The sequence below is a fragment of the Rufibacter latericius genome (assembly GCF_003721515.1).
GTDB lineage: Bacteria > Bacteroidota > Bacteroidia > Cytophagales > Hymenobacteraceae > Nibribacter > Nibribacter latericius.
This window is the reverse complement of sequence record NZ_RJJD01000001.1, coordinates 441521-465825: the sequence shown is the minus strand read 5'-3', so window position 1 is coordinate 465825 and position 24305 is coordinate 441521. Positions and strand designations below refer to the sequence as shown.

The 24305-nt window shown below is 51.5% G+C and carries 20 protein-coding genes; 12 read left to right on the top strand and 8 right to left on the bottom strand.

Annotated features, from left to right (window positions below; genetic code table 11):
* The first annotated feature begins 8 nt into the window (after positions 1-8).
* The 8 genes from EFB08_RS01850 (at position 9) to EFB08_RS01815 (ending at position 10187) form a co-directional block, all read left to right on the top strand.
* Positions 9-2699 carry a DNA translocase FtsK gene (locus EFB08_RS01850; RefSeq protein ID WP_123125199.1) on the top strand — a complete coding sequence of 897 codons (2691 nt, stop codon included), beginning with the start codon at positions 9-11 and terminating at the stop codon, positions 2697-2699.
* A 38-nt stretch (positions 2700-2737) separates the two neighbouring features.
* Positions 2738-3391 carry a LolA family protein gene (locus EFB08_RS01845; protein WP_123125198.1) on the top strand — a complete coding sequence of 218 codons (654 nt, stop codon included), beginning with the start codon at positions 2738-2740 and terminating at the stop codon, positions 3389-3391.
* A 199-nt stretch (positions 3392-3590) separates the two neighbouring features.
* Complete coding sequence (gene pyrF / locus EFB08_RS01840; RefSeq protein WP_123125197.1) at positions 3591-4421, top strand: orotidine-5'-phosphate decarboxylase; 831 nt, start codon at positions 3591-3593, stop codon at positions 4419-4421.
* Positions 4422-4572: 151 nt separating this feature from the next.
* Positions 4573-5877, top strand: a complete 1305-nt coding sequence (locus EFB08_RS01835; protein WP_123125196.1) for a DUF2851 family protein — start codon at positions 4573-4575, stop codon at positions 5875-5877.
* A 797-nt stretch (positions 5878-6674) separates the two neighbouring features.
* Complete coding sequence (locus EFB08_RS23305) at positions 6675-7169, top strand: hypothetical protein (RefSeq protein WP_125077625.1); 495 nt, start codon at positions 6675-6677, stop codon at positions 7167-7169.
* Positions 7170-7336: 167 nt separating this feature from the next.
* Entirely contained in the window at positions 7337-7969 is a 633-nt protein-coding gene (locus EFB08_RS01825; protein WP_123125194.1) for a NeuD/PglB/VioB family sugar acetyltransferase, read from the top strand.
* Positions 7970-8203: 234 nt separating this feature from the next.
* Entirely contained in the window at positions 8204-9172 is a 969-nt protein-coding gene (trhO, locus tag EFB08_RS01820) for an oxygen-dependent tRNA uridine(34) hydroxylase TrhO (RefSeq protein WP_123125193.1), read from the top strand.
* Between the two features lie 151 nt (positions 9173-9323).
* Complete coding sequence (locus EFB08_RS01815) at positions 9324-10187, top strand: nucleoside phosphorylase (RefSeq protein WP_123125192.1); 864 nt, start codon at positions 9324-9326, stop codon at positions 10185-10187.
* 123 nt (positions 10188-10310) lie between these two features.
* Here the strand turns inward: EFB08_RS01815 and EFB08_RS01810 are convergent, their stop codons facing one another.
* Together EFB08_RS01810 and EFB08_RS01805 are read right to left on the bottom strand one after the other, a co-directional pair.
* Positions 10311-10613: a hypothetical protein gene (locus EFB08_RS01810; RefSeq protein WP_123125191.1), complete on the bottom strand. Its 303-nt coding sequence runs from the start codon at positions 10611-10613 to the stop codon at positions 10311-10313.
* A gap of 154 nt (positions 10614-10767) precedes the next feature.
* On the bottom strand, positions 10768-11787 hold the full coding sequence (locus tag EFB08_RS01805) for an acyl-CoA reductase (RefSeq protein WP_123125190.1): 1020 nt from the start codon (positions 11785-11787) through the stop codon (positions 10768-10770).
* Between the two features lie 125 nt (positions 11788-11912).
* Between EFB08_RS01805 and EFB08_RS01800 the strand changes: the two genes are divergently transcribed.
* Together EFB08_RS01800 and EFB08_RS01795 are read left to right on the top strand one after the other, a co-directional pair.
* Positions 11913-12263: a 4Fe-4S binding protein gene (locus EFB08_RS01800; protein ID WP_123125189.1), complete on the top strand. Its 351-nt coding sequence runs from the start codon at positions 11913-11915 to the stop codon at positions 12261-12263.
* Between the two features lie 228 nt (positions 12264-12491).
* Positions 12492-15125, top strand: a complete 2634-nt coding sequence (locus EFB08_RS01795; RefSeq protein WP_123125188.1) for a valine--tRNA ligase — start codon at positions 12492-12494, stop codon at positions 15123-15125.
* Between the two features lie 107 nt (positions 15126-15232).
* Here EFB08_RS01795 and EFB08_RS01790 read toward each other — a convergent pair whose 3' ends face one another.
* From EFB08_RS01790 to EFB08_RS01780, 3 genes are all read right to left on the bottom strand, one after another.
* The gene (locus tag EFB08_RS01790; RefSeq protein WP_123125187.1) at positions 15233-15778 is read right to left on the bottom strand and encodes a hypothetical protein; all 546 of its coding nucleotides are present in this window, start codon (positions 15776-15778) and stop codon (positions 15233-15235) included.
* A 208-nt stretch (positions 15779-15986) separates the two neighbouring features.
* Positions 15987-17354 carry a dihydrolipoamide acetyltransferase family protein gene (locus EFB08_RS01785; protein ID WP_123125186.1) on the bottom strand — a complete coding sequence of 456 codons (1368 nt, stop codon included), beginning with the start codon at positions 17352-17354 and terminating at the stop codon, positions 15987-15989.
* A gap of 162 nt (positions 17355-17516) precedes the next feature.
* Complete coding sequence (locus EFB08_RS01780; RefSeq protein WP_123125185.1) at positions 17517-18779, bottom strand: competence/damage-inducible protein A; 1263 nt, start codon at positions 18777-18779, stop codon at positions 17517-17519.
* A gap of 70 nt (positions 18780-18849) precedes the next feature.
* Here EFB08_RS01780 and EFB08_RS01775 point away from each other — a divergent pair, with 70 nt between their 5' ends.
* A complete protein-coding gene (locus EFB08_RS01775) occupies positions 18850-19596 on the top strand; it encodes a DUF4197 domain-containing protein (RefSeq protein ID WP_123125184.1) in 747 nt (248 codons plus the stop codon).
* A gap of 385 nt (positions 19597-19981) precedes the next feature.
* Positions 19982-21262 carry an erythromycin esterase family protein gene (locus EFB08_RS01770; protein ID WP_123125183.1) on the top strand — a complete coding sequence of 427 codons (1281 nt, stop codon included), beginning with the start codon at positions 19982-19984 and terminating at the stop codon, positions 21260-21262.
* Positions 21263-21490: 228 nt separating this feature from the next.
* On the opposite strand, the gene EFB08_RS01765 is transcribed toward EFB08_RS01770, so the two are convergent.
* From EFB08_RS01765 to EFB08_RS01755, 3 genes are read right to left on the bottom strand one after another with little or no spacing between them, the layout of a single operon-like run.
* Positions 21491-22123, bottom strand: a complete 633-nt coding sequence (locus tag EFB08_RS01765; protein ID WP_123125182.1) for an ABC transporter ATP-binding protein — start codon at positions 22121-22123, stop codon at positions 21491-21493.
* The gene (lpxA, locus tag EFB08_RS01760) at positions 22113-22904 is read right to left on the bottom strand and encodes an acyl-ACP--UDP-N-acetylglucosamine O-acyltransferase (protein WP_123125181.1); all 792 of its coding nucleotides are present in this window, start codon (positions 22902-22904) and stop codon (positions 22113-22115) included. The genes EFB08_RS01765 and lpxA overlap by 11 nt, the downstream gene beginning before the upstream one ends.
* Positions 22901-24295, bottom strand: coding sequence for a bifunctional UDP-3-O-[3-hydroxymyristoyl] N-acetylglucosamine deacetylase/3-hydroxyacyl-ACP dehydratase (locus EFB08_RS01755; protein ID WP_123125180.1), 1395 nt, complete (start codon positions 24293-24295; stop codon positions 22901-22903). Before EFB08_RS01755 ends, lpxA begins: the two co-directional genes overlap by 4 nt.
* Between the last annotated feature and the right edge of the window lie 10 nt (positions 24296-24305).

The following is a 24305-nucleotide window of genomic DNA, read 5'->3' as shown; positions in this document are numbered from 1 at the left end:
GAGACAGTATGGCAACGAACACATATAAACGGGAAGTAGGGACAAGTCCGCGGCCTAAAAATGCGCCTCGGATTCCGCAGAATGAACCGAAGGGAAAGACAGAGACGCGCGCACCAAAAGAGGCTAAGCCCAAGAGGTCGCTGCCCAAACCTCAGCTTTCCTTTAATTTCCTGAAAGACCGACGGCTTCAGCTGTTCATCGGGTTTTTCTTCCTGTTGTCTTCGCTGTACCTGACCATCGCGTTTGTCTCGTTCCTGTTCACCGGCACCGCCGATCAGAGCATTGTGGAGTCCGTGACGCCCGAGGATGTGAAAGCCGCCGGGCTGGAGTCTGAAAACTGGCTGGGCCTCTTCGGAGCCTGGATCTCTGATTACTTCATCAACCGCTGGTTCGGTATTGCCTCGTTTTTCTTTGTGCCGGTGGTGTTCTACATCGGGTATAAAATCGTTTTCCGCCGCACTTCCATCACCCTTTCCTCGGTAGTCACCCTTTGCCTCTTCGGGCTTTTGTGGGGCTGCGTGACCGCAGGTTATCTGGTCCTTTTAAACCAGGCTACTGATACCTATGGCTTCATGAGCGGTGGCATCGGCTACGAGACCGCTTTGTGGCTGCAGAGCCTTCTGGGCTGGGGAACCGGCCTTCTGATGGGCTTTGCCCTGATTGCCTTCGTGATGTTCTTCTTCAATATCACCACCCTGGGCCGTCCAAGATTCCCTAAAACCGAGACTGCTCCGACTCCTGCGCCTGCCATGGCAGCGGCTGTGGAAAGACCAGAAACTGGCGTCTATGCTTCGCCATCGGCGGGTATGAACCATCTTACGAACCCTAGCGGCACTTTTGAACCTGAGAAAGAGGAACCCGCGTTTCCGGCCCCTTTTCTGGTAAAGCAGGACGAATCAGAGGAAGAGGAGTACGACGAAGACCAACCGCTGGACGATGAGTTCTACGACGACCAGGAAGAGGAAGACTTTGACGACGAAGAAGAGGTAGAAGAACCGCAGGAAGATTTGTTCACCGTGAACGAATTGCCGGTAACGCCGCGCGCCGCGGTTCCTCTGGCATCTGTTCCCCTATCTTTGGAAGTAGAGCAGGACGATGATGTTTTGCTGGAAGAGCCCGAGGAGGAAGTAGAGCTGGATATTGCTAATCTGGCCGTAGAGGAAGAAGTAGACAACCTGGAGGTCAGCGAAAACTACGACCCTACTTTGGATCTCCCGCGCTACCAATACCCGTCCATTGAACTGCTCACTGATTATGGCGTAGCGAAAGTGCAGGTAACCAAGGAAGAACTGGAAGCCAATAAAGACCGCATTGTAGAAACACTGGGGAACTACAACATCGGCATCGCAAGCATCAAAGCCACCATCGGGCCAACTGTAACGCTGTATGAGATCGTACCCGAAGCCGGCGTGCGAATCTCCAAGATCAAGAGCCTGGAAGACGATATTGCGTTGAGTTTGGCTGCCTTAGGTATCCGGATTATTGCCCCGATTCCAGGTAAAGGAACCATCGGGATTGAGGTGCCGAACAAGAAAAAGGAGATGGTGCCCATCAAGTCTATCCTGAGCACCGAGAAGTTCATGAAGAGCGAGATGGAGTTGCCTATCGCCTTCGGGAAAACCATCACCAATGAGGTCTTTATCACCGATCTGGCCAAAATGCCCCACTTACTCATGGCGGGTGCCACGGGTCAGGGTAAATCGGTGGGCCTGAATGCAATTCTTACTTCCCTGCTGTACAAGCGCCATCCTTCGCAATTGAAGTTTGTACTGGTAGATCCTAAAAAGGTAGAATTGTCGCTGTTCAACAAGATTGAGCGCCATTTCCTGGCCAAACTGCCCGATACCGATGAGGCCATTATAACCGATACCAAGAAAGTAGTGAACACGCTGAATTCGCTCTGTATGGAGATGGACCAGCGCTATGATCTCTTGAAAGACGCCGGCTGCCGGAATCTGAAGGAATACAACCTCAAGTTTGTAGAGCGCCGCCTGAACCCCAAGAAAGGCCACAAGTTCATGCCGTACATCGTGCTGGTGATTGATGAGTTGGCTGACTTGATGATGACCGCCGGGAAAGAGGTGGAAACGCCTATCGCGCGTCTGGCGCAGCTGGCGCGGGCTATTGGGATTCACTTAGTGGTGGCCACACAGCGTCCATCGGTGAACGTCATTACGGGTATCATCAAGGCGAACTTTCCGGCGCGTATTTCTTTCAAGGTAACGTCTAAGATTGACTCCCGTACCATTCTGGACACCGGCGGCGCCGACCAGTTGATTGGCCAGGGGGATATGCTGTTCTCTTTGGGCTCAGACCTGATCAGGGTACAGTGCGCGTTCGTGGATACGCCGGAGGTGGACCGCATCTGTGATTTCATCGGCGAGCAGCAGGGCTATTCAGATGCGTATCTGTTGCCGGAATTCCTGGGAGATGAAAGCGGAAACGAGAAAGCTGAGTTCGACCCGAGCAACAAGGATGCGATGTTTGAGGAGGCCGCCCGTATTGTGGTGACGCACCAACAGGGAAGTACCTCTTTGTTGCAGCGTCGTCTGAAACTGGGTTACAACCGCGCTGGTCGTCTGATTGACCAATTGGAAGCAGCCGGCGTGGTAGGTCCGTTTGAGGGAAGCAAGGCTCGCGAAGTTTTAATTCCGGATGAATACAGTTTGGAACAGTTATTGAATAACATGCAACCGTAAGCTTTTCCTTGCAGTTATCTAAACTTTAAGACAAACCCATGAAACGATACTTTTCATTTCTGCTCGCGTTATTGACCGTGGTTCAACTAGCCCAGGCCCAGAACGTGCAGAAAGACCCCCAAGCCGAGAAAGTGCTGGATGCCATGAGCAAAAAATACCAGGCCATGAACGCGTTCAAGGTAGGATTTACGCAGACGGTTGAAAGTCCATCGGCGAAAGCAAAGGAATCCATCAACGGTGATATCACGGTTTCCGGAAACAAATACCGGCTGATGGTGGCCGGGCAGGAAATCATCAACAACGGCGCCACCATCTGGACTATCATGAAGAAAGAAGGCGAAGTAACCATCGCTGACAACGACCCCGATGAGCAGGAAATGACCCCGAACCAAATCTATAACCTCTACAAGAAAGGCTACCGTTACGTGTATGCCGGGGAGGAGAAAGAAGGCGGCGAGGCCGTGCACGTGGTTGACCTGACCCCTGAAGACCGCGAGAACCAGATCTTCAAGGTGCGCCTGCACATCAGCAAGAAAGACAACTCGTTGAAATCCTGGAAGATGTTCCGGAAGAACGGCAACCGCTATACCTATAAGATCAACAAGTTCACGCCAAACCCGCCGGTAGACGCCAACACGTTTGTGTTCAACCGCACCAAGTACAAAGGCCTGAAAGTGGTAGACCTGCGGTAAGCTGGATTCATCATAAGTAAACCTCCGGAAAAAGATCAAGGCCCCTGCTAATTAGCAGGGGCCTTTTTTGTGGGTGGGTTTTAGGGCAATTTTTGGGGAATTAGCCTTAAAACGGCTGATCCCTAACGGAGCAAAGCCTCCATTTTTTGCCTGTTTTCCCGAAAACAGGTTAGATTTGTACCAACTTACACTTCGGCCCATGACCAGACAAGAACTCTTTGAACAGATCCAGCGCAAACGTTCCTACCTATGCATTGGGTTAGATACTGATATCAAGAAAATTCCGCCGCACCTGCTCCAACTGGAGGACCCGATTTTTGAGTTCAACCGGCAGATCATAGAAGCCACTTCGGACCTGTGCGTGGCTTACAAACCAAACATCGCGTTTTACGAGGCGCACGGCCCCAAAGGCTGGGTGAGCCTGGAGCGCACCTTAAGCGTCATCCCGAAAGACATTTTCACCATCGCCGATGCCAAACGCGGCGACATCGGAAACACCTCTGAGCTTTACGCGCGTGCTTTCTTTGACCAACTGTCCTTCGATTCGCTTACCGTGGCGCCTTACATGGGCATTGATTCTGTGACGCCGTTCCTGCAGTTCCCCAACAAATGGGTGATTCTGCTGGCGCTCACCTCTAACCCCGGCCACGACGATTTCCAGTTGCTGAGCGTGGTGTCTGAAGGCAAGTCCTACTTCATGTTTGAGAAGGTCATCCAGAACAGCCAGGCCTGGGGCTCCGCCGATAACATGATGTACGTCATCGGGGCCACCCGCCACGATTACATTGAGCGCGTGCGCGAACTGGCCCCCGACCACTTCCTGCTGGTGCCCGGCGTGGGTGCCCAAGGCGGCAATTTGGAGGAAGTGTCACGGTATGGCTTGAACAAACAAGGAGGCTTGTTGGTGAACTCCGCCCGTCAGATTATCTACACTTCCCAGGGCGAAGATTTCGCCGAGAAAGCCCGGGCTGCGGCTCTGGCTGTGCAGCAGGAAATGGAACGTTACCTGAATGAATACCTGCCCCGCTAAACTGTTTATAAGTCATTTGGCTCGGCCAATTGTTTTAGGGCCTGTTTTCCGAAAATACCTTAAAATCAGCAGCGTCTAAAATAACCGGAACAGCCTTTCGAGTCCTCCTGCGTATGTACACAGAAGGTTTGAAAGGCTGTTCCGGTTTTCTATGAAAGAGGATTTCCTGCACTACATCTGGCGCTACCAATACTTCCGGAAGGAACAGTTGCTGACTTCGGCAGGTGAGGAGGTTATGGTGCTGCATCCCGGCTTTTACAACCGTTCAGACGCCGGCCCAGATTTCTCCGGCGCCCGCATTAAGATTGGAGCCACAGAATGGGTGGGCAGTGTAGAAATCCATGTGAAAGCCTCCGACTGGCGTCGCCACCAACACCAGCACGATGGCAAATACAACCAAGTGGTGCTGCACGTGGTCTGGGAAAACGATGAAACTGTTCAAAGGGAAGAAGGAACGGTCATGCCTACCCTGGAACTGCAGGGGAGAGTGGCGTTGCCCTTGCAGGCCAAATACCAGGAACTGCTCTGGAGCCAGGATGTGCTGCCCTGCGCCACCCAAGTCTGGCAGGTAGATTCCATCTACAAATCTGCCATGATGGACCGCACCTTACTGGAGCGACTGGAAACAAAAGCAAACCTGATTCTTGAGCGGCTGGAACAAAACCGACAGAATTGGGAAAGTACCGTGTACCAGACTTTAGCCGCCGGGTTCGGGTTCAAGATCAACCAGCAGGGCTTTCTGCAACTCACCCAAGTGCTCCCCTGGAATCTGGTGAACCGGTACCGTTCCTCTCCAAAGCAACTCGAAGCGGTGGTTTTTGGACAGGCGGGTATGTTATCCTTGAAAGAGGAGCAGGAGTCTCAGGAGGAGTATTTGCTAAGCTTAACCAAAGAACACCAGTACTTGACCCAAAAACATTCTTTGCCGGCACCTTTGCCCAAAAGCGCCTGGAATCTCCTGCGGCTAAGACCTTCAAATTTTCCGGCGGTACGATTGGGGCAATGGCTGGCAGTGTTGCAGGCACATCCGCATCTGTGGTCGGGCATTCTGTACTGCGAGACTAAGGATGATTTTTTCAGCTTCTTCCGGCAGACTCCGCCTGATTATTGGCAGCAGCATTATGCTCCAGCGAAAACATCTGCGCAACCTTTCACCCGGATTGGGGACGAAAGCATTCAGGGGCTATTGATCAACGTAATTGCACCCCTGTTAGTAGCCTATAGCCGCCGTACGGACAATGCAGCTTATCAGGAGAAAGCGGTAGAATTGCTGGAAGACCTTTCCAAAGAGCAAAACAAAATTACCCGGTTGTATGCCGGATTGGGCTTCATGAACAAAACCGCGGCAGATTCTCAGGCGTTGATAGGCCTTTACCAAACGTACTGCGCTCCCCAGAAATGCGTACATTGCGCCATCGGGCACCACCTGATGAAACAGAACCTAACCTCTGCATGAACCTTCAAAACTGGCTGCACCTTCCGATTTTCTTATTTTTAGTTTACCTGCTGTGGAGATATGCCCAACACTCTGAGAGTCTAAGGACTTTCTTTTGGGTTAGTTTGGGCTTGAAGTTGTCAGCGGGCTTGCTGTTGGGGTATTTATACCTAGAGTATTTGGGAGGAGGGGATACTTGGGTCTACCATAAGCAGGCTGTTGAGGTGAAAAATTCGGCACAGCTCAATGGGAGCCAGTACCTTCGGTTGCTCTTGTTCAATGAAATAGGAGACATCCCCATTGGGTTTGCCAAATGGCCTCAGTATTCCAATTCCTTCTTTTTTGTAAAGCTGCTAAGCCTCCTTTATTTCCTGACCGGCAGTTCCTACTGGGCCAGCAGTCTTTACTTATCCTTATTTAGTTTCTGGGGATGTTGCTTTCTGGTGCAGCAAATTCAAAAGTATTTTCCGGTATACCATACCTCGGCAGACATAGTGTTCCTTCTGTTCCCCTCGGTGGTATTCTGGACAAGTGGAGTTGTCAAAGATTCCCTATTTATGGGTAGTCTTTGCCTTACAGTTGGCTTGTTTATACAGCTATATAATGCCATTAACTCTATGGAGGCAGTGAAAAAACTTATTCTGTATGTGCCTTTGATTTACTTGCTGTGGCGAGTAAAATTTTTTCTTGCGGCTGTTTTGTTGGTGCTCCTAGGGGCGCTGCTAGTCACCAAATGGATGGCAAGACAGTTCCCCAACCTCCGATCTAAAACACGACGCTTTCTGATTTGGTGTGGAATTCTTGGTATTTTAGCCTTTGTGGCATCCTTTACACACCCTACGTTCAACCTAGGTTTTTTTGTTGAGCATATTCTCTGGAATTACAGGAACATTGTAGCTGCGTCTGACCCCGCTAGCCCGCTGTTGTCCTTCCCTGATCTGCAACCCACCCTATGGTCAGTAGCAGCGCATGCGCCATCCGCCATTTTTCAGATGCTTACGCGGCCGTTTATTTGGGAATCGGCGCCTTTTTTCTATAAACTAATGGCGGTGGAAAACCTGTTATTGCTGCTGCTGACTTTATTGACTGTTGTGCATCTGGTGCGCAGAAGGCAAGTTCCGGCGGTTCCTTCTTTTCTGGCTGTACTCTTGGTGTTCTTCTGTGTCTCGGCGGTGCTGGTAACGTTGCCTACCCCCAACCTGGGGTCGCTGCACCGGTACCGGGCACCTTTACTGCCTTTCCTATTCATGGTGGTGCTGGCTTGGGGACCTGTTCCGGGGTGGCTGCACCAATGGCAAAAACGCCGGAGTTAACCTAATCCGTTTTCTTTGCCTATTTTTGCAGGCTCTTCTGTTTAAAGCCTTGTTTTCGAAAAACGGACTCAAAACGAAGACAATATCCCGTTCTAATTAAAAAGGGAGAAGTGCCGTCATCATTGGGGATGAGCCGCATAAAACGATTATCAACCGAAAAGAAACCTATGCAAAATCCAGTAATCATATTAGGTGCCCAGGAATTGGGTGTTTTGGCGTTAGATGCTTTCCAAAGCAATGACGTAGTGGTGTATTGTTTCCTAGACGATCAGGTAGCCTTACAGCAGAAAGAGGTGAATGAGATTACCGTCATGGGCAACACCGAGGATGAGAATATCCTCAAACTGTTAGGCAAGAAATGTGATGTGTTTGTGGCCGCCGAGGACACCGCCGCCCGCAAAAGCTTGACCAATATGTTGAAGGAAGACTACAAGGTGGTTCCGGTAAATGCCATCCATAAGTTCAGCTATGTCTCTGAGCACGCGTGGTTGGGTCACGGAAACTTCATTCAGGCCGGGGCCATCGTGAATTCCAACGCGAAGGTGGGTGATAACTGCATCATCGGTTCACGCGCAGTCGTGGATGCCAACGCCGTTATAGCCGATCATGTACAGTTGGGCGCCGGGGCGATGGTCAACTCCGGGGTATCCATTGCAGAGGGAGCCTTTATTGGTACTGGAGCCGTGATCGTGTCTGGCGTAAAGATCGGGAAAAACGCGCGCGTGGGAGCCGGGGCCGTGGTGGTCGCCGATGTCGCCGCGAAGCAAACCGTTTTCGGGAACCCGGCCAAACCTGTTTAAATTGACGCTAGAAGTTAGAGGCTGGATATTAGACTTTTATAATTTCTGATTCTTATAAACAGACTCAGGACTAAAGACTCAGAACTCAGCACTGATTTTTATCATTTTCTGTTTCAGGGCTGTTTTCCTTAAATTCGCACCAAAATGCAGAAGCTGTTGTTGCCGAGGTTAGCACATCAGCACATTAAATAATAAGCACATTCACCTGTTACACTTAGTCTGAAACTAAGCCGTATGAAAAAGTACAGTATCTTACTCTATTACCATTACACCAAAATTGAAGACCCTGAGGTGTTCCGTGAGGAGCACCACCTGCTGTGTCTTAACCTGAATTTGTTAGGCCGTATCATTGTGGCTCCGGAAGGCTTGAACGGAACGGTATCTGGCCTAGTGGAGGATTGCGAAGCCTACATGGCCGCTGTGAAGGCCGATCTTCGGTTTGAAGGCATCGACTTCAAGGTGGATTACGCCGATGAACATGCGTTCACCAAATTGCACGTGCGTCACAAACCGGAGATCGTACATGCCGGCCTTCGCAACATTGACCCTACGGAACGCACTGGCGTGCACCTTTCGCCGCAGGAGTTCAAGGAGATGAAAGACCAGGAAGACGTGGTGGTGCTGGACGTGCGCTCAGACTATGAGCACAGCATGGGCAAGTTCAAGAACGCCGTCACGCTGGACATTGAGAACTTCCGGGAGTTTCCGGAGAAGATTGATGAGCTGAAGGAAAAGTACGAAGGCAAGAAAATCCTGACGTATTGCACCGGCGGCATCAAGTGCGAGAAGGCGAGCGCGTTTTTGCTGGAGAAAGGCTTCGAGAACGTGTACCAGTTGCACGGCGGCATCATCAAGTACGGCATGGAAGCCGGGGGTGAGGACTTCGAGGGCAAATGCTATGTGTTCGATAACCGTGTGGCCGTAGACGTGAACACAGTGAACCCCGTGGTGATTTCCCGCTGTCATGTCTGCGAAAAGCCATCGGCCAGGATGGTGAACTGCGCCAATCCGCATTGCAACCTGCACGTGCCCATTTGTGAGAACTGCGGCACTGAAATGGATGGTGCCTGCTCTACCACTTGCCAGGAACACCCAGACAAACGCCCCTATGATGGAACCGGCTATTACCAGAAGAACACCAACGGCTATAACCCGTACAAAGGCTTGAACCGCCGCAAGACGGAGCAGCCAAAGGCCGTATAAACCAAAAGCATTTAAGGGAAAGCGCCGCTTGTTGCTGCAAAGCAAGGAGTCGGCGCTTTTTTTATACATTTACTTAGATCATCGGCCCACAAAGGAGGGGTGATGAGGCAGCACGCAACGATCTTTTGTCCTACCTAAAAACTATGAAACCATGGCCCGTATCCCTGAGTCTGAATTAATCCTGAACGCCGATGGCAGCATTTATCACCTGAACCTGCTGCCCGAGCAGATTTCCGATACCATCATCACGGTGGGTGACCAGGACCGTGTGGCCCGGGTGAGCCGCCATTTTGATTCCATAGAAGTGGAAGTGGCCAAGCGCGAGTTTGTGACGCACACCGGCTACTACAAGGGCAAACGCATTTCCGTGGTTTCTACCGGCATTGGGACGGATAACATTGACATCGTGTTGAACGAGCTGGATGCGCTGGTGAACATAGACTTTGTGAGCCGTGAGGCATTGGAGCACGATGACCGCATTTCCCTGAAGATCGTTCGGATTGGGACCTCGGGTGCTTTGCAGGAAGATGTGCCGCTGGGTAGCCACCTGGCCACCGAATATGCTCTGGGCCTGGACACCCTTATGCAGTTTTACCCGCTCATGGAAACCGGTTACGAGACCGAGATCGCGGTGAACATGCAGTTGGCTCTGGGAATTGGGTTCTTGCCGTACTGCGCAAAAGGCTCTGACATTCTCCGGGAGCAGATCGGGTTTGACATGATCCATGGGAATACCATTACGTGCCCAGGGTTCTATGCGCCGCAGGGTCGTTTGTTGCGTTTACAGCCCAAAATAGAGGAAGTGATCCAAAAACTAAGCAATTTCCGGTTTGAGGATGTGCGGTTCACCAACTTCGAGATGGAAACCGCCGGCATCTACAGCCTGGGTAGGTTGTTGGGCCACGAGGTGCTCTCACTCAATGCTATTGTGGCTAACCGCATCAACCACCAGTTCGCGGCAAACGCCGACCAGGTGATTGATGACCTGATTGTGAAAGTCCTGGATAGGATATAGAACAGAATCCATTAAAAAGGCCTTTAGAGAACTCTAAAGGCCTTTTTAATGGATAAGTTATAAGAAAGCCTGATCGCTTTGTAAGAAAGTGACCAACCTGGCTTTTAAGGTCAGGCAAAAGATCTAAAAGAATTCTACCCCTAAAATGGAGTGGGTTGGTAACGTAACCCCCGACTTAATGGTGGTAAACTCCTTGTCGGCTTGCCAGATGGTAGTCTGGACCCGCAGGATTTCACCCGAGGCTACCTGAAATGTGATTTCCACTTTTCCCTGGTAGCCGTTGCCCAGCCGGCTGGCTCGCTCCAGGTCATGCTGGCGTCTTACTTTCATTTCTTTTTCCTGCAAGACATCGTCATGCCCGAACTGCAGTTGCGGGATGCTTTCCTTTTCAATCAGCTGATGATGGAGCACGGTGTTATTTTCCATGGTACGCGTGTTTGGTGTTAGTCTGTAGACCAATGAAGAAAGAATTTCTTACATCTACAAACGGTATTTAACACAATAAGTCTACGGAAAAACTGTTATACCTGCCAAAAATGGTGTTTAAAGGCTATTTTCTTGAAAATGGCCCTAAAATATTTTAAAGATTTTTCAGAAAGGCCATAGTGTCCACCCCGTCGGCGTAATCGCTCACGGACGGGCACTGGGCCTGCCCGAAGGCGTAGCTGTTGGGCCAGATGGCTTCCTGCGAAACCACACACTGCAGCTTTTCCTGAATGGCCTCCAGCTTTTGTTCCAGCTCCTGGTCATCGGCATAGGTTTCATAGAACAGCACCGAAATAGGGGAGACCAGCTGCTGGCTTTCGGTTACCATCATGAAGCCATTGTCCAGGTGCGGCACGCCGTTCACCAGGTAAATTGACTTGTTGTAGTCGTAGTTGTTTTGGTATTTGTGATGGTTCACCACCTCTTTCTTGTACTCCATCGCCTCAAAGAACGCGGTGAAGTCGTACTCGGCGGGAACAAACGCCTTGGCCACGTTGCGGCAGCCTAATCCATAATAGCGCAGAATATCATCGCCTAGGGCAGTCAGTTCCTCTTTGGTCTCTTTTCCGGTGAGCACGGCCACACTGGTGCGGTTCTTTCTGATGATGTGCGGCCGCTTTGCGAAATAAAATTCAAAGTAGCGGGCCGTATTGTCTGAGCCGGTGGCAATGATGGCATCAGATTCTTTCAGCATCATCACCAACTGAATCTGCTCCTGGAAAGCGGGCTCAATCTCGCACAATTTGTTCAGCAGGTGCGGAAGCAGGAAAGGATCATCCGAACTGGGCTTGGCCTGCAGAATATGACCAGAGATCAGAATGCAAAGCGCATCATGGAAACCTACGGCCGGAATATTGCCCGCCATCACCACGCCTACCTTCTTCGGGTTTTCGTTTACCTGGGGCAGATTGTAGGAGGCAATCCAGGATTCCAGCTTGGTTTTCTCCAGCATGGCGGCTATTCCGGTAAGGGCAGCAGAAACATTAGGGCGGTCAAAGAAGTTATTGTGCTCTCCGGCCCGGCGGACCATATAGTTACGATCCTCCTCCGGAAGATTCCGTAGGTAATCGCCTAGTTTTATAAATGCAGAAATTCTATTTTCTAAAGTTAGCATGAAGGGGTAACAGTGGATGCGTGAGAAACGTTTGATACAATGCGCGCTACGTATTACTTTTGCGCGCGGGATGGCGTACCTGATAATGGGTGCAAAATTACTAAAAAGAAATAGGAGATACGATTATGGCGATAATGATCACGGATGAGTGTATCAACTGCGGCGCATGTGAGCCGGAGTGCCCCAACACGGCCATCTATGAAGGTGGCGTACAGTGGACGTGGGGAGATGGTACATCTCTGACCAAAGTGGAAATTGACGGTGGAGAAGTGGTAGACGGCAAAGCCCCACAACCCCCCATCTCTGACGAATTCTATTACATAGTCTCTGACAAGTGCACCGAGTGCTGCGGTTTCCACGAGGAGCCCCAGTGCGCCGCCGTCTGCCCTGTAGACTGCTGCGTCGATGACCCAGACTACCGCGAGACCGAGGAAGCCTTGTTAGCCAAAAAAGAGTGGTTGCACGCAGCCAGCTAATCTTTGCATAAAGCTATTCAGGAACCCGCCTCGTGCGGGTTTTTTGTTGGAGCCAATTCACACGAAACGGGCCCAAAACAGAAATCGGGTTTCAAGCCTGTGGTCTAATCCGCAACATCTACAGGCTTCTAATTACAATTTGCTATTTTTGTTTTTCAATTGTGGCGTGGCATCGATTCGTAAACAAAAACGTGCTACCCGATACCTGCCACCTGATACCAAACCAAGATGTCCATTCCGAAGACCTATAACCCCAAAGAAGTAGAAGACAAGTGGTACGCCACCTGGCTGGAGCGCGGCTTTTTCAAGTCCAAACCAAACCCTAAAAAGCAGCCTTATACCGTAGTGATTCCGCCGCCCAACGTAACGGGCGTACTGCACATGGGCCACATGCTCAACAACACCATCCAAGATGTGTTGGTGCGCCGTGCCCGTATGCAAGGCAAAGAGGCCTGCTGGGTACCGGGTACGGACCACGCGTCCATCGCTACGGAGGCCCGAGTGGTAGCCATGCTCAAGGAAAAGAGCATCAGCAAAAGTGACCTTACCCGCGAGGAGTTCCTGCAATACGCCTTTGAGTGGAAAGAGAAATACGGCGGCATCATCCTGGAGCAGCTGAAAAAACTGGGCGCCTCCTGTGACTGGGACCGCACCCGTTTCACCATGGAGCCAACCTTAACGGATGCCGTAATCCAGGTATTCGTGGATCTGTACCGCAAAGGGCAGATCTATCGCGGCGTGCGCATGGTGAATTGGGACCCGCAAGGCATGACCGCACTATCTGATGAGGAAGTAAACTTCAAGCAGGTAAACGGCAAGCTGTACTATCTGCGCTACGCCATAGAAGGCTCCGAAGAGGTGTTGACAGTTGCTACCAAACGCCCTGAGACCATCATGGGCGACGTGGCTATCTGCGTACACCCTGAAGACGAGCGCTACAAGCATCTGGCGGGCAAGAAAGCCATCATTCCGTTGGTGAACCGCACCATCCCTATCATCTTTGACGAGTACGTAGACCGCGAGTTCGGAACGGGGGTATTGAAGGTAACTCCGGCGCACGATATCAATGACTATGAACTGGGCCAGAAACACAACCTACCTAGCATTGACGTGCTTAACGACAACGGAACTATCCATGAGCGCGCTGGCCTCTATGTAGGCGAGGACCGCTTCGTAGTGCGTAAGAAAATCACGAAGGATCTGGATGCCCAGGGCCTGCTGGAGAAAGTAGAGGACTCCGTTTCTAACGTAGGTTTCTCTGAGCGTACTGATGCCGTAATTGAGCCAAAACTGTCTATGCAGTGGTGGTGCAAAATGGACCAGATGGCCAAACCGGCCCTAGAGAACGTGATGAACGACACCATTAAGCTGCACCCGGCTAAGTTCAAGAACATGTACCGTTCCTGGATGGAGAACGTGCACGACTGGTGTATCTCGCGCCAACTGTGGTGGGGACAGCAGATTCCGGCGTACTACCTGCCCGATGGCACGTTTGTAGTGGCCCGCACTGCTGAGGAAGCCTTGGAAGAAGCCCGTACCAAGACCAGTAACCCAGAGTTGCAATTGACAGACCTGCGTCAGGACGAAGACGTGCTGGATACCTGGTTCTCTTCGTGGTTATGGCCAATCTCGGTGTTTGACGGTTTCAAAGACCCGGACAACGAAGATATCCTGTACTATTACCCTACCAATGACCTGGTGACTGCTCCTGAGATTCTGTTCTTCTGGGTAGCCCGCATGATTATGGCTGGCTATGAGTTCCGTAAGGAACTGCCGTTCCAGAACGTGTACCTCACCGGGATTGTACGTGACGCGCAGGGACGTAAAATGTCTAAGTCGCTGGGTAACTCCCCGGATCCGTTGAACTTGATTGAGCAGTACGGTGCCGATGGCGTACGTGCAGGCATGCTCTTCAGCTCACCAGCAGGAAATGACCTGTTGTTTGATGAGAAGCTGTGCGAGCAGGGCCGTAACTTCAGCAACAAAATTTGGAACGCTTTCCGCCTCATCAACGGCTGGGAAGTAGACGAGACGTTGGCGAACCCGAACGAGAAAGCCATCAAGTGGTTTGACTCTAAGTACAACGAGGCGCTGAACGTGCTGGAAGACCACTTTGACAAGTTCCGGATTTCGGATGCCTTGCTCACGGTCTACAAACTGGTATGGGACGATTTCTGCTCCAATTACCTAGAGATGATCAAACCAGCTTTCGGGTCACCCATTGATGCGGAAACCCTGAAGGTGACGTATGAATTCCTGGAAAAACTCATGAAGGTGCTGCATCCGTTCATGCCGTTCATCACCGAGGAAATCTGGAACTCCATGAAAGAGCGTGCGCCAAAAGATTGCCTGGTTGTTGCTTCTTGGCCAGAGAAAGGCAGAATTGAGCCTGATTTGCTAAAACAGACCGAATACGTCCTCAACGTGGTAGGCCAAATCCGGAACCAACGGAACAGCAAGAACATCTCTCCGGCCAAAAAGCTGGCACTTTATGTTCGCCTGGCCGAAGGCAAGAGTGCCATTGCAGGTTACGAGGTTCTGGTAAGCAAACTGGCGAACCTCAGTGAGATTCAGGAAACCGAGCAGCCGCTGGACAATGCCTTGTCCTTTGTGGTAGAAAGCGCGGAGTTCTTCATTCCGATGGAGGGCAACATTGACGCCGCCGCCGAGCGCGAACGTATCCTGAAGGAACTGGATTACACCAAAGGCTTCCTGACCTCGGTAGACAAGAAGTTGAGTAACGAGCGCTTCGTTGCTGGTGCCCCGGAAGCGGTGATCAATGCTGAACGTAAAAAGCGCTCAGACGCCGAAGCCAAAATTGCTGCCCTGGAACAAAGCTTGGCTGCTTTACCTGCTGAGTAGAAAATTGATGTGATACATAAAAGCGGCTGCTCCAACTGGGGCAGCCGCTTTTTGTTTTTAGGAATTATTCGTTCAGAGGCTGTTTTACAGAAATCAGCCTCTAAACGCTACAAGGTGGATGAGTCTAGTCTGGTCCAGGTGATGGCGCCGTTGTTCACGGCATAGCGTAGGAGCAAGTAGCCGCCGTTGTGGCCGTCTTCAAAGTAGGCGAGGGCATGGCGGTCGTTGAGGATGCGCACGTCCTGGATGGCCATGGTGCCGCCCACAGAACCCCGAGTTGTTAGCAGGCTTTTCTGCTTGCGCATGAGGTCGTTCATGAGATCCGCTTCAGGGTTTTTGAGGCCTTTCTGTTTCAGGCGCTGTACATCTCGTTCGCTGAGCGTGCCAATCTCTTCCTCAAAGGAGGTGGACTCCGGAGGCGTTACTTTCTCCTCGGCGTCTGGGGTAGTGGTTAGCTCAGGTTGTTCAGATTGGGTGGGTGCCACGGGTTCGGCGGGAACGTTGTGGGTATAGCGCCTCACCTGTTGCTCCAGGCTGGTGATTTTCTCGTTGGCCATTGCCAATTGGCTTTCAGCTTGGCTTTGCTTCCAGTAGAAGAAGATGGCCAAGAACAGCAGAAAGGCGATGACAAGCAGAAGTAGGGCGTTTTTCATAGGGTAGGTGCGGGCCAGGAAAAGTCTGGTTCCGGCAAGATAAGACTTTTACTATATTCTAAAGACGTGGGTTGTGCTTTTCTGTTTTAAGGCTGATTTTAGTATTTCGGGCCTTAAGCACACCGCACAAAAAAGCCTCTCCGGGAAAGGAGAGGCTTTCTCAACGCAGGAGATCCTTTTCAAATCTCCTTATTTTTAATTCATCAGATTAGATGCTGGTATTCGGGTCGAAGGCTTCCAGGTAATCGGCTACGCGGCGCACGAACATGCCTCCCAGGGAACCGTCTACCACGCGGTGGTCATAGGAGTGCGACAGGAACATGAACTGACGGATGCCAATCAAATCCCCTTCCGGTGTTTCAATCACAGCTGGCTTCTTCTTAATGGCGCCCACGGCCATGATAGCCACCTGCGGTTGCATGATAATAGGCGTGCCCATCACGTTCCCGAAAGAACCTACGTTAGAGATGGTATAGGTTGGGTCTGCCAGGTCAGCCGGCGTCAGTTTGTTGATACGGGCGCGGTAGGCCAGATCGTTCAGGCGCTTGGAGATGCCGTTCAGGTTCATCTGGTCCGCGTTGTGGATCACGGGCACAATCAGGTTTCCGGAAGGCAGAGCCACGGCTACCCCAATGTTGATGTCGCGCTTCTTGATGATTTTGTCACCGTCTACGCTTACGTTGATCATCGGGAAGTCTTTGATGGCTTTCACGATGGCTTCAATGAAGATAGGCGTAAAGGTGAGGTTCTCGCCTTCGCGCTTTTTGTAAGCGTCTTTGGTTTTGTTTCGCCAGTTGACAATGTTGGTCACATCGGCCTCCACAAAAGAAGTCACGTGCGGAGAGATGCGCTTGCTGTCCACCATGCGCTGCGAAATCATCTTGCGCATTCGGTCCATCTCAATGATCTCCACATTGCCGCTGTACGACTGGGCGGGAGCGGTAGAAACTTGGGCTGCCGGTGGCACGGGAACCGGTTGTGGCTGAGGTGCGGCTTGCGGCGCCTGGGGAGCTGCAGCAGATGGTTGAGTAGCGGCAACTGTAGCGCCTCCTTCCGGACGGTTTGCTACATAATCCAGAATGTCTTTTTTAGAGACACGGCCTTCTTTACCGGTACCCGGGATGAATTCCAGTTCCTGCATAGAAATACCCTCCTCACGAGCGATGTTCAGCACCAAAGGAGAGTAGAAACGGCCGGATGCTGGTTGCTCCAGACGCTGAGAAACCTGTGCCGATGCCTGTGGAGCCTCTGCGGCCTGCGCTGCGGGTTGTGCTTCAGGCTGTGCAACAGGAGCTTCCTGTTGGGTGGGGGCTGCCGAAGTAGGTTGGTCTTCCCCGTTGGTGTTGATGATGGCGATTGGGGCCCCAACAGCCACTACCTGACCTTCCTGCACCAGGATCTCTTTCAGAATACCGGCTTGGATAGCGGGAACCTCAGTGTCCACTTTGTCAGTGGCTACTTCCAGAACAGACTCGTCTTGCTCAATGGTGTCACCTACCTGCTTCAACCATTTCAGCACGGTGCCTTCCATGATACTTTCGCCCATTTTGGGCATCACCATTTCTACAAGAGCCATAGTAAGAGTATGTCAGTTTTTTGGGTTATTGAGATCAGAATACCGCAGTCAGGTAAGCGGGACGTTTTGTGCAATGTTACAGAAAAACAGCGAATAATCACCGGAAAGCCGCAACAGGTCCCTTAAACCTAACTGTTGTTAGGCAAATTTAGGCTTTTTTGCTTATTCCTCAACCCGCCGGCGCAAACTTTGCCGCACAAGGTCCAGCACTTGCAACGTGGTGTACTCGATATTGAGCAAACGGGTCTTGTTGTAGGTGATTTTCCGGGCGATGGTTTGGTGGGCATCAGCGTAGGCAATCCAGATGGTGCCCACGGGTTTGTCGGGCGTGCCGCCGTCTGGTCCCGCAATTCCGCTGGTAGAAATCCCGATATCAGTTTTCAGAAGTTTCCGTACGCCTTCTGCCATGGCGCGTACCGTTTCCTCGCTCACGGCACCATGCTGCTCCAGTATTTCCGTTGTTACGCCTAACTGTGCTTTTTTCACCTCGTTGTTGTAAGCCACCACGCTGCCCATGAAGTAGGCCGAGCTTCCGGGAACGCTGGTGAGTTTGTGGGCCACCAAACCGCCGGTGCAGCTCTCAGCAGTGGAGATGGTGAGGTTGCGGTCTTTCAGCAGTTGGCCAATGGCTTCCTCTAGGGTGACTTCGCCGTAGGCAAAGATGTGGTCTGGGATGAGGGCGGTTAATCTGTCAACCTGTTCCTGTAGTTGGGTTTCCAGCTCCTGCTGGTTATCAGAGAAACCTGTGAGACGTAGGCGCACCCCGGCAAGATAGGGGAGATAGGCGAGTTTTAGATGAGCAGGCAGGTTGTCTTCCCAATCCGCTATCTTTTCGGCCAGAAACGATTCCCCGATACCGATGGTCTGTATTACCTTATGGATGATCTGCGGCAAATGGAAGTGGTCCTGCAGGTAGGGAAGCACGGTGTCTGTGACCATGCGTTTCATCTCAAACGGCACGCCGGGCATAGACACGATCACGGTTTCTTGCTCGTGGAAAAGCATGCCCGGGGCGGTGCCCAGCACGTTCCGGATGGGCGTACACGAAGCTGGCAGAAACGCCTGCTGACGGTTCACCTCCAACATAGGACGGTTGAAGCGTTTGAAAATGCTCTCTACATCCTCCAAAGACGGTTGATGCAGTTGCAGCTCTGAATTGAAATAGCGGGCCAGTGTATGTTTGGTGAGGTCGTCTTTGGTGGGACCAAGGCCCCCGGTGATGAGCACGATATCGACGCGGGAGATAGCCTGTGTGAGGGCCTCGCAGATGGCCTCTGGGTTGTCAGAGATGCTGGTGATTTGTTTTACCCTGATGCCTATTTTCCCTAGTTCCTGACCTAACCAGGCAGAATTGGTGTCAATGACCTGACCGTACAACAGCTCGTCGCCGATGGTCATGATCTCTGCCGATATTTCCTTTTTCATTATTTGGCTTGATTTATGCGTATGCCCTCCTGACCATCATCGATCAAAAGTAATAAACATGTACGCACGTATGAAGAAACTAGTCTCCCCATTATTTGTTTTGGGCGGCTTCATTTTAATCGGGTTCACGTCCTGCACTACGGCTCAGATAGAGCAAGCCTTGGGCACTGTGGCGCAGCAAACCGGACAAACCACTCAGTCTGGGGCGCTTACCCAAACCGAAGTGGCCTCGGGCCTGAAACAAGCGCTTTCACAGGGCATCAACAAAGGCGCTACCCAAGCCTCCCAAACCGATGGTTTCTATAAAAACAGCCTCATCAGAATTCCTTTTCCGCCGGATGTGCAGCGTGTGGAAAATACCCTGCGTACTCTCGGCCTGGACTCAGAGGTAGATAAATTCATCCTTACCCTCAACCGGGGCGCCGAGGATGCTGCCAAAAGCGCCGCTCCTATTTTCCTGAACGCCATCAAACAATTAACCTTCAGTGATGTCTGGAACATTCTGCGCGGCGAGCGCGATGCGGCCACCCAGTACCTGAAACGCACCACCACCAGCCAACTGACCAGCGCCTTCAGTCCAATTATGCGCCAGTCGCTGGACAAAGTAAATGCCACCAAGTACTACTCTGAGTTGGTGAACCGCTACAACAAAATCCCACTGGTAAAGAAAGCAGATCCAAATCTAGAGTCTTATGCCACCCAAAGAGCCATTGACGGATTGTTTACCTTGGTAGCCCAGGAGGAAGCCAACATCCGCGAGAACCCCATTGCCCGCACTACTGAGCTACTCAAGCGCGTGTTCGGGTCTCGGCAATAAGTTGTAGGAAACCTATAGGAAGGGGGCAGTTGTACCGAGTACAGCTGCCCCTTTTTCGTGCCTTTTACTGAAAGAAAGCCAATAACTTACCTAAGGCTGTGGAGGCAGAGAGTTTTGAATAATAAATGGCTTTTTAGAGAACGATATCCTGTACCGCTTTGATTATATATACAATGCAAGGAGGTTTGTGATGATAAAGGTGTCGGAATAGTAACACCTATCCTTTTGGGTACCTAAGGCATCACTTTAATTTAGTTATTCTAAGAAGTGGTTTGTTCCAGAGGGTTGGTTTAGGTCTTTGTTTCAAAAAATAGGGCAAAAACGGGTAAACTTTTAAAAGCGATGCGGGGTAAAAGGCAGGGAGTTCATTTTTCCCTCGTTATCCATGACTTATTCAAAACTGCCGTACCACCGGCTGGAGAACAAAGCTGATTTAGATATTCTGCTGGACGATATTGGTGATGCCCGCATTGTCATGTTAGGAGAGGCCTCGCACGGCACCTCTGAATATTACTCCTGGCGCACTGCCATCTCCAAGCGACTCATAGAAGAGAAGGGCTTCACCTTCATCGCGGTGGAAGGTGACTGGCCAGACTGCTACCAAATCAATAAATTCATACGCGGCTACTGTCGGCCAGGCACCAAAGTGTCTGATGTGCTCAAACATTTCAACCGCTGGCCAACCTGGATGTGGGGGAACTGGGAAGTGGCGGCACTGGTGGAATGGCTCAAAGAAAACAACGATCGGCCTAACACAACTAAAGTAGGGTTCTACGGCCTGGACGTGTACAGCCTTTGGGACTCGCTGAACCAGATCATGAAGTACCTGGAGAAGAAGGACGGACATGCGGTAAAGGCGGCCAAAGAAGCATTTAAATGTTTTGAGCCCTATAGCTCAGACCCGCAGGAATACGCGCGGGCCGTGGCCTACGTCTCTGAAGACTGCGAAGACGAAGTCATTTCCATGCTGCAGGAACTAGGCAAACGCGAGCAAGGCGAAGCCACCAATCCAGAAGCCCTTTTCGATGCCGAGCAGAACGCCTTAGTGGCAGTGAATGCCGAACGCTACTACAAATCAATGGTACGCGGCGGCGGAAACTCCTGGAACGTGCGCGACGGACACATGATGGAAACCCTGAACCGGTTACTAGAATTCCATGGTCCGGACTCCAAGGCGATTATCTGGGAACACAATACCCACGTAGGCGACGCCCGCTTCACCGACATGGCCCGTGCCGGAATGGTAAACATCGGGCAATTGGCCCGCGAGCAATACGGCCGCGAAAACGTGTACCTGGCCGGTTTCGGGTCGTATGAAGGTTCCGTGATCGCCGGCGACTCCTGGGGTGCGCCTATGAAGAAGATGGAAGTGCCGCCCGCCCGGCAAGGTTCCTGGGAAGACTGGCTCCACAACCTGGGCGCCACCGATAAACTCCTGCTATCCCGCGAACTGCGTGACATCAGCGAAGCCCGGCAACAAATTGGACATCGCGCCATTGGCGTAGTCTATGACCCCAACCGTGAGAAATACGGCAATTACGTGCCCACCATTATCCCTGAGCGCTACGACGCTTTCTTGTACCTGGATGAAACCGAGGCGCTTCGGCCGTTCATTGTCAAAACGAGGGAGAAAGAACCGCCAGAAATGTATCCGGCCAACGAGTAAACAAATTGGTTCTGAAGCTGTTCCTAAAGAAGTACTAGCGCCATCTTACTACATATATGGGAAAGCCACCGGTGAGGTGGCTTTTTTCATTGTAGGTGTTTTTAGGCTTGTTTATGGAAAGGGGTGCGAAAGGATTTTTGTGGGGGCTATCCCGTGTAGTTGTCCGGCCTCTTGAATGTGTTTTAAGGCAGATTTCTTTAAAACCAGCAGAAAGCGCAACTTAAACTCTTATCCTCTCGGGGCTTTGTAGTGGAACTCGTTGATGGGGAGTTGCTCGTCGCAGAAGCTGTACTCGTGGGGAACGTTGGAGCCGATGATCACCAGCCGGGCTTGCCGGTTGCGTTCCAGGTGTTCCAGGTACCAAGCCACCCCGGCTTGGTCCAGGTTGGTGGTAGGTTCATCCAGTAAAAGGAGCGGGGTATCAGAGTAGAGCGCAAGGCCCAATTTCAGGCGCTGGCGCATGCCCGAGGAAAAATCCCGTACCAGTTTGTGTCTGGCAGCTTGAAGTTGAAGTAAGTCGGGAAGTTGTTGTGGGGTAATGCCGCGCAACGGTTTGAAGCGGGTGTGAAACTGGATCATCTCCTCCAGGGTGAATTCCTCCAGCAAATCTTGGTATGGAGCCGCCAATGATAAAAAGCGGTACAAATCCTCTACTGGAATGTTTTTTCCGCCGGAGGAATAATCAGTGGAGCCTTCGGTGGGCAGCTGGAAACCGCTTAGGATAGAAAGCAAAGTGGATTTCCCGGACCCATTGTGCCCCAGCACGGCATACGCCTTGCCCGAGACAAACTCATAGGACAGATTCCGGAAAATCCACTCGTAATTGAAACGCTTGCCTAAAGAGGTAAGCTTAATCTGCATCGCGCTGATAGCCTTTGATAATGCCGCGGCCAGAGTTACGTACGAAATTCAGGATCTCGTCACGCTCTGAACTAGGCGCTAAATCAATCTCTATTTTCTCTACCGCTGAGGCCGTGTTCAGGCCGCTCATGAACAGAATGCGGTAGATCTGTTGGATATCGGTGATTTGCTCGTTGCTGAATCCTCTGCGGCGCAGGCCAATGGAGTTTACCCCGGCGTACGACAAAGGCTCACGACCAGCTTTGATGAACGGAGGCACGTCTTTGCGCACCAACGATCCGCCAGACACCATGGCATGCGCCCCAATGCTCACAAACTGGTGCACCGCCGACGTTCCGCCAATGAACACGTGGTCATGCACGACAATATGACCCGCCAACTGCACACCGTTTGCCACAATCACGTTGTTACCAATAATGCAGTCATGGGCCACGTGTACGTAGGCCATGATCAGGCAATTGGTGCCAATAGCGGTGGTGTTTTTATCCAGCGCCGTGCCCCGGTTCAAGGTCACACACTCCCTGATGATGGTGTTGTCCCCGATGGAAACCGTTGAGGGCTCGCCCTTGTATTTTAAATCCTGCGGTGGTGCTGAAATCACTGCGCCTGGGTAAATCTGGCAGTTTTTCCCTATGCGGGCACCCTCCATGATGGTAACATTGGGGCCAATCCAGGTGCCTTCGCCAATCTCCACGTTCTTAGAGATGGTAGTAAACGGCTCTACCACAACGTTGGTGGCGATTTTGGCTTCGGGGTGGATGTAAGCTAATGGCTGGTTCATGCGTCTTTTCTTACGATACTTGCTAACATTTCGGCCTCCATTACCAATTGGCCGGCCACATAGGCTTGGCCTTGCATTCTGGCAATGCCTCTTTTAATAGGCGCTAGCAGCTCGCATTTAAAAATAATAGTATCTCCGGGCACTACTTTCCGGCGGAAACGACATTTGTCCACGCCCATAAAGTAGGTCCAGTAATTTTCCGGGTCCGGAACGGTGCTAAGTACGTAAATTCCACCGGTTTGGGCCATGGCCTCAATCAGGATGACGCCCGGCATCACAGGGTTTCCCGGAAAATGGCCCTGGAAGAAAGACTCGTTCATGGTCACGTTCTTCACGCCAGTCACGGTGGTTTCATCCAGATGAATGATCTTATCGATCAGCAGGAACGGATACCGATGCGGCAGGGTCTGCTCGATGCGGTTGATGTCCATCACCGGCGTCTTCTTGGGATCGTACACCGGCACGTTTTTTACCGAGGACTCCTTGATGTATTTCTTGATTTTCTTGGCGAAAGCCACGTTAGACGCGTGTCCGGGCCGGGCCGCCAAAATCTGTCCTTTCAACGGACGTCCTACTAAGGCCAAATCCCCGATCAGGTCAAGGAGCTTGTGGCGCGCAGGCTCGTTTTTGTAGCGCAGGTCTACGTTATTCAGAATTCCTTCCTTCTTTACGGCCACTTTGGGCTTTTTCAGAAGGTCAGACAGATAATCTAGTTCATTGTCTTCTACCACGCGGTCAACCACCACAATGGCGTTGCTCAAGTCGCCGCCTTTGATCAGGTTTTGCTTGTAGAGCATTTCAATCTCGTGCAGGAAGCAGAAGGTGCGGCAAGAAGCGATCTCGTCTTTGAACTGGTTCAGATCCGTCAAGGAAGCATGCTGAGAACCCAGAACCGGAGAATGGTAATCAACCATCACGGTCACGCGGTAATCATCCAGCGGAAGAATCGCGATCTCAGTCTCGCGGGAGCCGTCGCGGAACATGATTTCCTCGGGTACCTCAAAGAAGTTACGCAGGGCGTTTTGTTCCTGAAGGCCAACTTCCAAAAGAGGCCGCACAAACAGGATGGAAGAACCGTCCATAATAGGAGGCTCTGGACCGTCAATTTGAATGAGGACGTTGTCAATCTCTAACCCGACCAAAGCGGCCAATACGTGCTCCACGGTGTTCACCCGGGCGCCGTTCTGTTCAATGGTAGTTCCGCGGGAGAGGTCCACCACGTTGTCTACATCGGCCTCAACTATAGGCTGTTCAGGCAAATCAATGCGTTGGAATTTATACCCGTGGTTGATGGGAGCAGGCATGAAGGTCATGTTTGACACTACTCCCGTATGCAATCCAATCCCAGATACCGTCACCGGCGCCTTTATGGTATGCTGTTTATCGTTCATGAAGCACTAA